The sequence below is a fragment of the Lipingzhangella halophila genome (assembly GCF_014203805.1).
Taxonomy (GTDB): domain Bacteria; phylum Actinomycetota; class Actinomycetes; order Streptosporangiales; family Streptosporangiaceae; genus Lipingzhangella; species Lipingzhangella halophila.
Window position 1 is genome coordinate 3104608 of the sequence record NZ_JACHJT010000001.1, and the last position, 13825, is coordinate 3118432.

The window sequence follows — 13825 nt, forward strand, 5'->3', positions numbered from 1 at the left end:
CGTGGTGTCGGGACGCTGCCACAGTCCCCCAGATACGGCAGGAGGGCACGTCCGCGCATGGCTCACGATCTAAGGCTGGTGTGGACGAGCCACTGGGTGGCCACGGGTCCGCCGTCTCCGTCGAGATGGGTGAACGCCATCGGACTCCAGTCGTCGGGGTCGATCGGTTCGTAGATCGTGAAATCCTCGTTCTCGGTTTCCGTCTCCGTTCGCGGAGCGGCGAGCGGAGGTTCCCCCGAAGGATGGAACGCCACAGGCACCAGGGGGTCCAGCTGCAATTCTGTACTGGTCATCATGACGGGGTTCCCGAATACCGCGACCCTGGTGAATTTTTCCAGGCCGTCGCCGTCCCCGAACTGCGCGCCCTCCTGAGGGGGGATATCTTGATAGGCGCTCAATGTGGCCGGATAGCCGTTCTCGTAGTAGATGGCGTACGCGGTTATCTCTTCGGTATTCTTCGTTTCCGTTTCGGACTCGCCCTTCTCCAGCCGCATCCGCGCGACTCCACCGTGAGAGGTGGTCGTGTCCTCAGTGAACAGTCCATCGAAGCTACCGTCGATCTTGATCGAGTCGTTGAGATCCAGCGTGCCACCACGGGAGGGATCGAATTCGTGGTGCCCCTCCCATACTGTCCGAAGCGAGACGAGAACTTCTTCGGAAGGGAACTCTATTGGACAGAAGGACTCCCCCTCGCCAACGCACGCACGGTGGTTTCGGGCCGTCCGGTAGACGGTTTCACCATCGAGCTCATACCGGATAATCGGTTCCATTCCCGCTGAGTTGCTACTCGCCCACCAATTTCTGCCGTCGGTCCACCGTACTCGATCCGCATCCGCGTCGTCCGGGACGGCCAGTTCCTCCTCGACCACACCGTCTTCCTCTTCGCTGTAGCGCAGCTCCCCGATGTTCTCGACTCCGGCGGGAAAGAGGAACGCGTCCTTCAGGCCGATCGTGAAGCTCAGGGTCGGAACGGTTACCGGAACGGCCCGCGGGTCGCCCACCCTCGTTTCCGTCTCGATTCCCGAGTCCGTTTCCGTCTCGGTGCGCGTGACGGAGGTAACCCGGATGGTGTCCCGCTCCTCCTCATCGTCTCCGGGTTCGGCGACGAGTGCCGACAGTTCCACCTCGGTTTCATCGCCGCTGTAGTTGGAATCCTCCTCATACCCCCAGAGGAGGAGATGGCATTCTTCCGGATCGCCACACGCCTCGTCCTTCGCCTCAGCCACGAAGGCGTCACGGTCAGCGGCACCAGCATCACCGGTACCAGTGGTGGGCCACTCTTCCACGAACGCGGCGAACGCCTCCTGCGAACCGTAACGCTCACCAGACTCGTCCGGCTCGGCGAGCCACCACAGGGAGCCGGCGATCAGGACGAGCGCAAGGCCGGTGACCCACAGGACGTACCTGCGTTGTACAGCGGTCATGAGGACAACTTTCCAGATGGGGGCGATGGCATTGCAGCGCGATCCGTCCCGCCGCGGGCGGTGCCTCGCTCCGCGGAATTCCGCGGTGGCCGGTCACCAGCAGTCCACCTGACCGAATCACATGTCAGACGTTGACCAGTGGCAGCCGCTCGCGGTGAACCAGCCGTTAAAAGAAAAAACAATTTACCAGGTTTTGGCGGAATAAGATAACGTCGGCCCTTATGTACGCTCCCCCCCCCAAACGTGTCCTGTTCTTTTCCGGTGTCGCGTTGGCCGGTGTCGTGACGCTGACCTGGAACGTGGCTGCCCTCGGGAAGCAGGCGAACGTGGCGGCGATCGGCACGTTCGCCGCCATCGTCGCCATCGCCGCCACCGCCGCACTCGGGATGTTCTCTGTCAGTCCCGACGTGATACGCCGCCGGTTCGCCCACGATGGAGCGGTCCCCACGAAATGGGTGGTGACAACCGCGGTCGTCGTAGCCGTCACCTCGCTTCCGTCCTGGATCCTGGTCGGTGAGGCACGTCTCGTGGGCGGCGCCGAGACCCTGGTCTCCTTCACGGCATACGGCCTCTCCATTGGCGGCCTGTTAACCGTAATCGCGCTGGGAGCGCTGAGCGTGTTCCTACGCTCGGTTGGCCGGCGCCCACTCGGTGCCGGCTCCATCCTCAGCGGGCTGGGCGGGCTTGGCACCGGGGCGTGCGCGGTGGGCTTGGTGTTCGCGTGGACCGTAACGACGACGCCGGTGGACGCCACCACCACCGGCCGCTCAGAACAGCCCGCCCCGGTACCCGACGAGGTGCGCACGATCGGCTGGCAGTGGGACGCCCCGGACGGAAGCCTCGTGCGCCACGCCAGTCCCGCCGGTCATGGCGCCGTAGTGCGCACCGACGATGGTGTCTACGCGCTCGATACCGCCACGGGCGAGGAACGCTGGCACTACCGGCGCCAGGGCGAGGAAACCGTCAACCTCCGGGTCTCCCCAGACGGGGAAGCGGCACTGGTGACGTTCCTCGCCACCGACCACACCGGCGGCGACACCCTGCGCGTCGTCGCCCTCGACGCCCACACCGGCAACGTCCGCTCCGACCACGAGTACGCCGGGGTGAGAGGGGCGCCCACCATGGAATCCACTATGCGGATGACCCGGCACTCCTACGTCGACATCGAATTCGAAGACGAACGAGGGGAAGACGGCGAATCCACGGAGGTCGGAACGCTCACCGCCTACGACCTGGACACGGGAAAACAGTCCTGGACGTACCCGCCTCCCGAGAACTGCCACCCCACCCACGACGCTCTTGTCGACGAGATCGTGCTGACCATGCAATGCGGCGAAGAATTCGGGCACGAAGAAAATATAGACTCGGTTGACACCGCGTCCGTCATCGTCGTACTCGGCCTCTCGGCGAAGAACGGGAAAGAAATATGGCGCCATGAGGAGCGGGTGACATCCAGTGGAGTGAAAACCTACACCGCGACCGACGGCAGCCTCCACGCGCTCGAATGGGAATGGGGGTCCCGCGTATCGAGCGCACAGAACATCATCCTGGGTGCGGGCGGAGAAGTACTATCCCGCGACGCCCCTTCATTCCACGGATACCCTTACCTCGAGTATGCGGCGTTCACCTTCACCGCGGAAGGCTACCTGCGGTACCAGAGTTCGGGTGAGGCCGCCCTCGCGTGGGAATCGTTCGACGGGAATCCTCGTAAAACGCCGATACCCGACTCCGGCCGCCAGATCCCCGAAACGGTCACACCCTTGGCGGACATGCTGCTCTCGGTCTACGAAATACGCAAGGCGACCCCTGTCGCCGTGTGGGCCACTCCCTGGGACGGTGACGACGCCGACTCCACTAAAATTCCACTGGACTTCGATCGCCCTGATAGTGAGCTCTCTAATGGCGAGTTCCCTTATAATGGTTTCGGGCCCGCAATCTTCCCCGCTCCCGACGCGGCCGTTGCCGCTATGTACGGCTCCCCAACCGTCTACGGTCTGCAATAGGAGCCGGGGCGCTCATCCCGGCGCGATGCGGGAATCGCCCTCATCAGAGGAATCTCGCCGCCGTCGCGGAAACCCCTCCTTCGCGCCGCGTTGAAGAGCCGTTCTCCGCAACGCCGGCGATGGGCAGTGATCAGGGCAGGGGCGGACGCAGCGGATGCGCGCGCGGCAGACCGCAGGGGCAACGGAGCCCTCTTGATGAGCCGGAGCCGTGGAAGCCACTGCTCTTCTATCGTGGCTCCGTTGATGCGCGGGAGCTTCTCCCGGTCCGCAGCAAGATCAAAATTTCCCCGTTGGGCCCACAGGCCCAATTGAGATTTGGGCCTTTCTTGTCGCCCTGCCCACGGCTATGCTCGGAGTCCCGAATCCCCCATTCACACCCCCGGAGATCCGATGTCTCCGCTTTTGCGCAGAGATAGGAATCCCTCTGAATTCGGCGCGGGCTACACCGAGTATGGCGCCGTAATCCTCCTGGTCGCAGCGGTGGCTGCGGTTGTCACCATCACCCCCATCGGTGACTCGGTCGCCTCGATGATCAACCGGGGGATATGTTCCGTCCAAGGTGATACGGACTGCGATTCGGCCGAAGTATCGGATGCGAGTGACTCTTCGGACTCCGACCCCTCCGATGAGGAACGCCCTATCGGGTTCGGGAAACCCGTCAATGACGAGGAATGGGGCGATCGGGAGACCACCCCGCTCGAGGACCCGCCTCCCCTCACCGACGAGGAGATCGAGGCGGGCCAGGACGCGGCCGAGGACCTTCGCGACGCGCTGGAGTACGACGGCGCGGCCTGGTACAACCCGGGTTCCTGGTTCGGGCCCGACTCCCCGGCCGACATCATCAACGAGCTGACCCCCGGCGAGATCCGCGCGGCGCTCGACGAGCTCGATGACGACGAGATCCGGGAGCTCCTCGAGGATGAAGGAGCCGTTGACGCCCTGTTGGTGCGCGCGGATCTTCATCTGCTCAACGAGCTCAACGAGCTCGCCCCCGACTCCGTCGAGCCGAACATCTCCGATGTCCGAACGTCGGACGGCGACATGCCGAACAACCCCGCGGTCGACTACGGCTACGTCGACCACGACCTCTTCGGAGACGACGGCCCGGTCGTGGAGAACATCTTCCAGGGATCGATCGCGGACTGCTGGTGGATGGCGAGCATGGGTGCCCTCGCCCATGAGAACCCCGAGGTCATCGAGGACATGATCGAGGAGAACGCCAACGGGACGTTCACTGTCACCTTCCCCGATGGTGAGAATGTCACCGTGACCCCCTTCTTCCCGGAACAGCAGAATGGCCATGTCCCCGAGCTGGAGAACGGCGACATCGCCTACGCCCAACCCGCGGGCAACGCGATGTGGCCCATGGTCCTGGAAAAGGCCATGGCCGAGAGGGCGGGCGGGTACAACGAGCTCGTCGGCGGGAACCCGGGAACCGGTATGGAGGACCTCACCGGGGCCGACTCCGAGTTTCACGACGGTGGGGACGTCAGCCAGTCCGACCTGGAGTCGTGGCTGGACGAAGACCAGTCCGTCACCCTGCTCACTCCGAGCGAGGACGATGCTGAGGGAGCCCTTTACGACGACGGCACCCTCGTCCCCTGGCATTCCTATGTTGTCCAGAGCATGGACGACAGCGGAAACGTGACCTTGTACAACCCGCACGGCCCCGGTAGGGAAGTGACCATCCACGTGGACCAGCTCGACCAGGTGAACGAGGTCCAGAATGTCGACCCCGAATGAGGCTGACCGTTATGCCCGCCTTCCCTCTTGGTTCTCTCCCGCGCGCACTTGTCGGCGCTGTCCTCGTCGTCGTCGCGGCCGGGTGCGGAAGCTCTTCGGAGGATTCCGCGTCTTCCGACCCCGCGCCGGCCACCCCGGGCTCGGAGTCCCCGGAACCGGAGTCCCCGAGCCCCACGAACGACGGTAACGGTGCCCCCGAGGGAGAGGAGGAGGCGACTCTGGAGAACGGTACGACCGACGACGTCAACGGACTGAGGCTCGGGGTCTCGGTATACGACGGCGAGGGCAGGGTGGAGGTGAGCCAGAACCCCGGGGACGACTCCGGGCCCGATGTGACCAGCCAGCAGGTCTCAGGAGAACCCGGCCACTCCGAGACCCTCGACAACGGCTACACCGTCACCATCGTCGACGTGGCGGACCCGCCCTACGACCCCGGCGACGGTGACCAGGGCCCGCCGGGCGGCTCGGTCACCGTCCGCGTCGAGGCGCCGGACTGAACCCGCCCCGGCACCGGCGAGCCCGAATGGTCGTGCCGCCATCGCGGAAACCGGCCCCTCGACGCGACACGAGGGGGAGCGTCCCTGAATGGCGGCGCACAGCTCACCGCTCCCGTTCACTCAGCCAGTCCGCGACGAGGTCCGCCGCGGTCCGCGCTCCGGTGTCGCTGAGGTGCAGGCCGTCGGTGTAGACCGCGTAACCGTTGTCCTCGGCGATCTCGTCCCAGCTCTGCCGGAGGATGTGGTGCCGGAAGCCGGAGGCGTAGGCCGCGCCGAACGAGAACCCGTCCGGCCGGGGTGGGCGCCCCTCCGCCGCGATGAGGTCGGCCAGTTCCTCGTTGAGCGGGATGTAGGTGGCGTCACGCGTGTCCGCGAGATCGGTCAGGACATCGATGTACTGGGCCAGCGCCCGGTTGTTCGGGTTCTCGGGGTCCTCACCGCTCGGTTGCGGGGAGATCAGCGCTACCTCGGCACTCGTCTCGGCATCCAGCCGGTCGAGGATCCGTGTCATGTTCTTCCGGTACTTGCCGACTCCCGCTGCCCCGCCGAAGTCGCGGACGTCGTTCCCGCCGATCAGGATCGTCACCACGTCGGGGTCGATCTCGACGATCTCATCCAGGCTGTCGAGAACGTCGGTGCTGGTGGCGCCGTTGGAGCCGGCGTTGACGAACTCGTAGCCCTGGTCACCGAGGCTCTCGCGCAGCATCCGGACGTAGTCGCCGCTCGCGCTGGCGTGCGTGGAGCTGCTGCCCGCGGCGACCACCACCGTGTCGGTCTGCGGACGCGGTCCGTTGCTCAGGAACTCGTCGGGGTTGTTGGCCGGCGCGCGCACGAAGGTGAGGTACCCGCTCGTCGCCGCCACCAGAGCGGCAGCCAGTAGCGGAACGGTCAACACGAGCAGCAGGCGTCTCCGGGACATCGGCACACACTCTTTCCTCGGTAAGTTGGTGAGCACTTACTAACTTAAGTGGGTGAACACTCCCCTGGCAAGCCGGCACCGCGGGATCGCACCCCTGACCCCACAGCGTCCGGACCGTTAGCCTGGAGGACCATCTAGCCTGGAGGACCATCGACCGAATCCCGTTCGGAACACTCGTAGAGGAGAGCCCCGCCCATGCCCGCGACCCACGAGGTGTTCAACCAGCCCGCCCCGCTGGAGGACTACGACGTCGCCGCCGACGACGCCCTGCTCGCCGGGGTACAGCGTGAGGGCGCCGGCTGGGCCGCCGAGGAACTGCACGAGCTGGGCCTCCTCGCCGGGACAGCGCGCGCCCGTTCCTGGGGCGAGCAGGCCAACGCCAACGAGCCCGCGCTGCGCACCCACGACCGCTACGGGCACCGCGTTGACGAGGTCGACTTCCACCCGTCGTGGCACGTGCTCATGGACACCGCCGTCAGCCACGGCCTGCACGCCGCCCCCTGGGTGGAGGACCGCCCGGGGGCGCACGTCGCGCGCGCCGCCAAGTTCTACACCTGGTCGCAGGTCGAGGGCGGGCACGGCTGTCCCATCTCGATGACCTACGCCGCGATACCCGCCCTGCGCCACTCCCCCGACCTGGCCGCCCGCTTCGAGCCGCTGCTGGCGGCGCGCAGCTACGACTTCGGCCTGCGCCCGCCACTGCGCAAGGACGGGCTGCTCGCCGGGATGTCGATGACGGAGAAGCAGGGCGGCTCCGACGTCCAGGCGAACACCACCCGCGCCGTGCCGCAGGCCGACGGCAGCTACCGGCTTATCGGGCACAAGTGGTTCACCTCGGCCCCGATGGGCGACGTCTTCCTCACGCTCGCCCACGCGCCCGAAGGGCTCACCTGCTTCCTCGTCCCGCGCGTCCTCGACGACGGCACCCGCAACACGCTGCTCATCCAGCGGCTCAAGGACAAGCTGGGCAACCGCTCCAACGCCTCCGCCGAGCTGGAGTACGACGACACCCTCGCCTGGCCTGTCGGTGAACCGGGCAAGGGCGTGCGCACCATCATCGAGATGGTCAACGGCACCCGGCTGGACTGCGTCATCGGCTCGGCCGCGGGAATGCGCGCCGCCCTGCTCCAGGCGGTGCACCATGCCTCGCAGCGCAGGGCATTCGGCTCGCTCCTCATCGACGAGCCGCTGATGCGCAACGTCCTGGCCGACCTGGCACTGGAGTCAGAGGCCGCGACGACGCTGATGACGCGTCTGGCCGGCGCCGCCGACCGGGCGATCCGGGGCGACGAGGCCGAGGCGGCCTTCCGCCGGCTGGCGGTGGCCGTGGGCAAGTTCTGGGTCACCAAGCGGCTTCCCGCGCACACCGCCGAGGCGCTGGAGTGCCTGGGCGGCAACGGCTACGTCGAGGAGTCGCCGATGCCGCGGCTCTTCCGGGAGTCGCCCCTGAACTCCATCTGGGAGGGGTCGGGCAACGTGGTGGCGCTCGACGTGCTCCGCGCCATGGGCAAGCGGCCCGACACGGTCGAGGTGTTCCTGGCCGAACTGGCGCGCGCCGAGGGCGTCGACACCCGGTTCGACCAGGCCGTGAAGCGGTTGCGGGCGGAGCTGGGCGACCTGGAGGACCTCCAGCACCGCGCTCGCGGCCTGGTGGAGCTGATGGCGCTCACCCTGCAGGCGTCCCTACTCATCCGGTACGCCCCGGAGCCGGTGTCGGACGCGTTCACCGCCTCGCGGCTGGGCGGCGAGGCGGGACGCACGTTCGGCACGCTGCCGCGCGGGGCCGACACGGCGGCCATCATCGACCGGAACCGGCCACGCGTCTGAGGGCCCGGCGGGGCCAGCGCGGAACGCGCCGTTGCGGCCGCGGCCCGTCCCGGGGCTCGGGCGGAGCTCGGAGCTACGGGGCGGGGCACGCTCGCCACGGCGGCAACCCGCCGGCGCGCCATTTCCGCGGGCGCACCCCGGTCCCCGCGGGAAATTGTCTGCGCAATACCCCCGAAATCGGACACAATTCCAACGTTGACCTGCCCGAACAGGAATAATCAATCGGCCAGGGCGGAACAACAAGTCTCGCCACGTGTCAACGAGACATAGAAGAGACTGTGACGCCAATGGTGGAAGTCTGGCCAGGTAATCCGTACCCCCTTGGTGCCACCTACGACGGGTCTGGCACCAACTTCTCCGTGTTCTCCGAGGCCGCCGAACGCGTGGAACTCTGCCTGTTCGACGGGGACAGGGCCGAGACCCCGGTGGCGCTCACCGAGAATGACGGTTTTGTCTGGCATGGGTACCTCCCGGGGGTCGGCCCCGGACAGCGGTACGGGTACCGGGTACATGGCCCCTACATCCCGGAACAGGGCCTGCGCTGCAACCCGGCGAAGCTGCTCGCCGACCCCTACGCCAAGGCGATCGACGGCACGCTGACCTGGCACGAGTCGCTGTTCAGCTACCACTTCGAGGAACCGTCGCGGATGAACACCCGCGACAGCGCGCCCTACGTGCCCAAGTGCGTGGTGGTGAGCCCGTTCTTCGACTGGGCCAACGAGAGCCGCCCGCGCATCCCCTACCACCGGACCGTGATCTACGAGGCCCACGTGCGCGGTCTGACCATGCGCCACCCCGACATCCCCAAGCACCAGCGCGGCACCTACGCGGGACTGGCGCACCCCGCGATGGTCGACTACCTCACGTCCCTCGGCGTGACCGCGGTCGAGCTCATGCCGGTGCACCATTTCGTGCCGGAACACGCCATGGTGGCCCGCGGGCTCACCAACTACTGGGGGTACAACACCCTGGCCTTCCTGGCCCCGCACAGCGAGTACGCCGCCAACGGCTCCCAGGGACAGCAGGTCCAGGAGTTCAAGGGGATGGTCAAGTCGCTGCACGAGGCCGGGATCGAGGTACTGCTGGACGTCGTCTACAACCACACCGCTGAGGGCGACCACATGGGGCCCACACTGTCGCTGCGGGGCATCGACAACCTCAGCTACTACCGGGTGCGCGACGACGACCAGCGCTACTACCTCGACTACACGGGCTGCGGGAACAGCCTCAATGTGCGCCACCCCCATTCACTGCAGCTCATCATGGACTCGCTGCGGTACTGGGTGACGGAGATGCACGTCGACGGGTTCCGGTTCGATCTCGCCTCCGCGCTGGCACGGGAGTTCCACGACGTCGACCGGCTCAGCACGTTCTTCGACATTGTCCAGCAGGACCCGGTCATCTCGCAGGTGAAGCTCATCGCCGAACCGTGGGACGTCGGCCCGGGCGGGTACCAGGTGGGCAACTTCCCGCCGCTGTGGTCGGAGTGGAACGGCAAGTACCGCGACACCGTGCGCGACTTCTGGCGCGGGCACCACGTGGTACCCGAACTGGCCTCGCGCCTGGCCGGATCCAGCGACCTCTACCAGGGCGACGGCCGCCGCCCCGTCGCCTCGATCAACTTCGTCACCTGCCACGACGGGTTCACACTCGCCGATCTCGTGACCTATGAGCATAAGCACAACGAGGACAACGGCGAGGACAACCGCGACGGCACCGACGACAACCGCTCGTACAACCACGGGGTCGAGGGCCCCTCGGAACGGCCCGACATCGTGGCGCTGCGCCGCCGCCAGATGCGCAACTTCCTGGCGACACTGTTCCTGTCGCAGGGCGTGGTGATGCTCTCGCACGGGGACGAGATCAGCCGCACCCAGGGAGGCAACAACAACGCCTACTGCCAGGACAACGAGATCACCTGGGTGGACTTCAAGCGCGCGGACGACGAGGACGGCATGCTCGACTTCGTCCGCGGCCTGGCCCGGCTGCGCCGCGCGCACCCGGTGTTCCGCCGCCGCCGGTTCTTCCAGGGCCGGCCGCCGCGCGGCAGCAAGCTGCGCGACATCGCGTGGCTGCGGCCCGACGGCGGCCAGATGACCGAGAAGGACTGGGACTCCGCCGGCCCGATCCTGGGCGCGTTCCTGAACGGCGACGCGATCACCGAGCCCGACCTGCGGGGGCGGTGGGTCTCCGATGACAGCTTCCTGCTGCTGCTGAACAGCGGAGACGATCCGGTTCGCTTCACCGTTCCCGGACGCGACTTCGGCAGCTCGTGGCAGGTGGTCCTCGACACCGCCGAGCCCGACCTCACCGAGGGTCCGGTCGTCTCGGCCCGCGGCACGGTCCAGGTGCTCGATCGCGCGCTGCTGCTGTTGAAACGCGTGTCGCGGCGCCGGGCGGCGCACCGCGGCGGCGTCTAAGCTCGACGACCATGAGCTCTCTCGCCGAATCCGGCGCGGCGCGCTTCCGCGCGCTGCTGCCGCACCCCGAACCCGAGGCCGACCTCGCGACCGCCTACGCCTATCCCGCTGTGCTGGATCGGCCGTGGCTGCGTGCCAACATGATCGCCAGCGCCGACGGCGGGGCGTGGGGGCGCACCGGACACAGCGGCGACCTGTCCTCGGCTGCGGACCGCAGAGCCATGAGCATCCTGCGCGGGCTCTCTGATGTTGTGCTCGCCGGGGCGGGAACGGCGCGGATCGAGGGGTACCGGCCGGTGCGCGCCCGCGAGGTCTGGGGGGAGCTGCGGGCGGGGCGGACGGCGACGCCGCCGGTCGCCGTGGTCTCGCGCACCCTGGACCTCAACCCCAGCCTGTTGTCTCAGGCCCCGGAGGAAGCACGCACCATCGTCCTGACCACCGAGTCCGCGCCGGCGGAGCGCAGGCGGACCGCCGCGAGGGAGGCCGACGTCGTTGTGGCCGGCGAGGACTCGGTGCGGCCCGAGCTGATCATGGCGGCCCTGGCGGAGCGCGGGCTGCTGCGGGTGCTCACAGAGGGTGGACCGCACCTGCTGGCCGAGCTCACCTCCGCCGGCCTTCTGGACGAGCTGTGCCTGACGTTGAGCCCGCATTTGACCGGGCCGGAACCCGCCCGAATCGTGGCCGGTGATGGCCCCGCCCACACCCAGGAGCTGGCGCTCGCTCACGTACTGGAGTCGGAGGGTTCGTTGTTCCTGCGGTATACGCGCGCCAGCGGAATCTGACGAAACCAGCAGTTTCCTCTTTTGCCAGGACAGGCTGTCGGCCGGTGTCGGACGTCCGGCAACACGCATAAACCACCCGGCAACCGGACATACCCGGTGTGTAGCACAGTGACGTCGGCCCTCGGGTAGCGCGATCGGGTACGAAATGGAACAGTCCGATATTCACTCCCCAACAGGACAGTATCGACCGGGAAAAGACCGACCGAGGACGACTCGATCAGTGTGACGACGAATTCCGGGCGAGAGGATGAACGCAGTGCCGACGTCCGAAAATGACTCCCCCCCGGTGTACCGCGAGATCGCCGAGGCCCTGCGCCATGCCATCGCCTCCGGCGAGCTCGCGGACGGCGACCGGCTCCCTGGCGAGAACGACCTGATGAAGCGGTACGGGGTCGCCCGAGCCACCGCGCGTCAGGCACTTTCGGTCCTCATCAACGAGGGCATCGTGGTGCCCGTACGCGGCTCGGGCATCTACGTCCGTGCCTTCCGCCCTCTGCGGCGGCACGGACCCCGGCGCCTCTCCCGGGAGCTCTGGGACAACGGGCGCGCCATCTGGGAGGCGGACGCCACCGACCGCGAGTTCGAGACCGACAGCATCACGGTCCGTGAGATCCCCGCGCCCGACTACGTGTCGCGCGCTCTGGAGCTGCCCGGCGAGGCCCGGGTGGTGTGCCGCCGGCGCCGGTACCACCTCGACGGCCGCCCCATGCAGCTCGCCACCTCGTACCTGCCGGCGGCCCTCGTCGCCGGAACGGCGATCGCCGAGACCGAGACGGGGCCCGGCGGCATCTACGCCCGGCTGTCCGAGCTCGGGTACGCGCCCGCGCACTTCACAGAGGAGATCCGGGTGCGCATGCCCAGTCCGACCGAGACCGAGGAGCTTCAGCTCAGTGCCGGAACCCCGATCCTGGACGTGCTGCGCACAGCGCTCACCGCCAGGCGCCTGCCGGTCGAGCTGAACGAGATGACGTTGGACGGGTCCGCCTACATCCTGCAGTACGACTTCGACGCCTGACCGCGGCGGACCCGAAACGACGAGAGCGGGCCGGGGACGACGCCCCGGCCCGCCGCTCCTGTGCCGCCGCGCTAGTCCCAGTCAGCCTCTGTAGAGGAGCGGCGCCTCTTGGAGGCGAAGACCAGGTACATCAATCCCAGGAACGCCGCACCGACGGCGACTGCCCCGCCAGCGGCGGGAAGGACGTCACCGGTGCGACTCATCGCCCACTCGGCGAGGGCGAATCCCAGGACCGATGCCACGGCCAGTGCGCCCACACCGATCGCCAGCATCAGCCACAGCAGCCCGCGGTCGCTCAGGGGGCGCGGCCGGCTGCGGTCGACGCGCGCCGCCACGGCGGACCTGGTGAGCGCCGCGACCCAGCGGATCTCGGCCGCGGTATCCGCGATCATGCGCCACGCCGGCCGAATCCCTTCTCGCAGGCGAATTGTGTGATGATCCAACCAAAGATGGGCGTACTGGGCCCATCCCACGCGCAGCGACTGCCTTCTCTGTCCCAATCCCAGTGGTTGCCGATATGTAACAAGCATCGCCGCATCTCCCGACTGCCTGTAGCCCTGGGGGTCCCCTACCCTTCGAGATCGAGTCCGAACTTCTCAAAGCACGAGGATCTGGGCATCTAACCATCATCGGTGCTCTTGGTTCGAATCGGAGGGCAGCGGCGGGGCAGCAGCGCGTGACAGGAGAGGCGAGGTAGCGTCACAATCATGGACGAAGCAAAGGCCCACACACCCACGAGCGAGGACGGATGGCGCGAACGGCTCTCCCGCCAGGAGTACGCCGTGCTTCGTCAGGGGGCCACGGAACGGCCATGGAGCGGGGAGTACGTCGCCACCACCACGGTGGGCGTCTACCGGTGCCGGGCGTGCGGCGCCGAACTGTTCCGCTCGGCCGAGAAGTTCGAGTCGCACTGCGGGTGGCCGAGCTTCTACGATCCCGCTGATACCGACGCGGTTACGCTGATCGAGGACCGGTCCCTTGGCATGGTCCGCACCGAGGTCCGCTGCGCGCGCTGCGACTCCCACCTCGGTCACGTGTTCCGCGGCGAGGGCTACGACACCCCGACCGACGACCGCTACTGCATCAATTCCGTGGCGCTAACCCTGGAGGCAACCGACCAAGTGGAATAGCATCCTCCAACATGTGCGCCGTTGTCCGGGACCCACGCACTGCGCTTACGGGCCCCTCGCGTGTC

General features: G+C 67.4%; 11 protein-coding genes. 8 read left to right on the plus strand and 3 right to left on the minus strand.

Annotated elements, in window-relative coordinates; all coding sequences use genetic code 11:
* Positions 1 to 62: 62 nt before the first annotated feature.
* Positions 63 to 1424 carry a hypothetical protein gene (locus tag F4561_RS14400; protein WP_184579370.1) on the minus strand — a complete coding sequence of 454 codons (1362 nt, stop codon included), beginning with the start codon at positions 1422 to 1424 and terminating at the stop codon, positions 63 to 65.
* Between the two features lie 221 nt (positions 1425 to 1645).
* Here F4561_RS14400 and F4561_RS14405 point away from each other — a divergent pair, with 221 nt between their 5' ends.
* The 3 genes from F4561_RS14405 to F4561_RS14415 all read left to right on the plus strand — a co-directional run bounded on the left by F4561_RS14405 (position 1646) and on the right by F4561_RS14415 (position 5667).
* On the plus strand, positions 1646 to 3427 hold the full coding sequence (locus F4561_RS14405) for an outer membrane protein assembly factor BamB family protein (RefSeq protein ID WP_184579373.1): 1782 nt from the start codon (positions 1646 to 1648) through the stop codon (positions 3425 to 3427).
* 480 nt (positions 3428 to 3907) lie between these two features.
* On the plus strand, positions 3908 to 5170 hold the full coding sequence (locus F4561_RS33710; protein ID WP_184579375.1) for a C2 family cysteine protease: 1263 nt from the start codon (positions 3908 to 3910) through the stop codon (positions 5168 to 5170).
* An 11-nt stretch (positions 5171 to 5181) separates the two neighbouring features.
* The gene (locus F4561_RS14415; RefSeq protein ID WP_184579377.1) at positions 5182 to 5667 is read left to right on the plus strand and encodes a hypothetical protein; all 486 of its coding nucleotides are present in this window, start codon (positions 5182 to 5184) and stop codon (positions 5665 to 5667) included.
* 103 nt (positions 5668 to 5770) lie between these two features.
* Here F4561_RS14415 and F4561_RS14420 read toward each other — a convergent pair whose 3' ends face one another.
* Entirely contained in the window at positions 5771 to 6586 is an 816-nt protein-coding gene (locus F4561_RS14420) for an SGNH/GDSL hydrolase family protein (RefSeq protein WP_184579379.1), read from the minus strand.
* A gap of 195 nt (positions 6587 to 6781) precedes the next feature.
* Between F4561_RS14420 and F4561_RS14425 the strand changes: the two genes are divergently transcribed.
* The 4 genes from F4561_RS14425 (at position 6782) to F4561_RS14440 (ending at position 12630) form a co-directional block, all read left to right on the plus strand.
* Positions 6782 to 8413 carry an acyl-CoA dehydrogenase family protein gene (locus F4561_RS14425; protein WP_184579382.1) on the plus strand — a complete coding sequence of 544 codons (1632 nt, stop codon included), beginning with the start codon at positions 6782 to 6784 and terminating at the stop codon, positions 8411 to 8413.
* Between the two features lie 287 nt (positions 8414 to 8700).
* The gene (glgX, locus tag F4561_RS14430; protein ID WP_184579384.1) at positions 8701 to 10833 is read left to right on the plus strand and encodes a glycogen debranching protein GlgX; all 2133 of its coding nucleotides are present in this window, start codon (positions 8701 to 8703) and stop codon (positions 10831 to 10833) included.
* 11 nt (positions 10834 to 10844) lie between these two features.
* Positions 10845 to 11615, plus strand: coding sequence for a pyrimidine reductase family protein (locus tag F4561_RS14435; protein WP_184579387.1), 771 nt, complete (start codon positions 10845 to 10847; stop codon positions 11613 to 11615).
* A 256-nt stretch (positions 11616 to 11871) separates the two neighbouring features.
* A complete protein-coding gene (locus F4561_RS14440) occupies positions 11872 to 12630 on the plus strand; it encodes a GntR family transcriptional regulator (RefSeq protein WP_312885269.1) in 759 nt (252 codons plus the stop codon).
* A gap of 71 nt (positions 12631 to 12701) precedes the next feature.
* Here the strand turns inward: F4561_RS14440 and F4561_RS14445 are convergent, their stop codons facing one another.
* On the minus strand, positions 12702 to 13022 hold the full coding sequence (locus tag F4561_RS14445; protein WP_184579391.1) for a hypothetical protein: 321 nt from the start codon (positions 13020 to 13022) through the stop codon (positions 12702 to 12704).
* 315 nt (positions 13023 to 13337) lie between these two features.
* On the opposite strand from F4561_RS14445, the gene msrB reads away from it, so the two are divergent.
* Positions 13338 to 13760 (plus strand): peptide-methionine (R)-S-oxide reductase MsrB, encoded by a 423-nt coding sequence (msrB, locus tag F4561_RS14450; RefSeq protein WP_184579393.1) that lies wholly within the window; start codon positions 13338 to 13340, stop codon positions 13758 to 13760.
* The last annotated feature ends 65 nt before the right edge of the window (positions 13761 to 13825 follow it).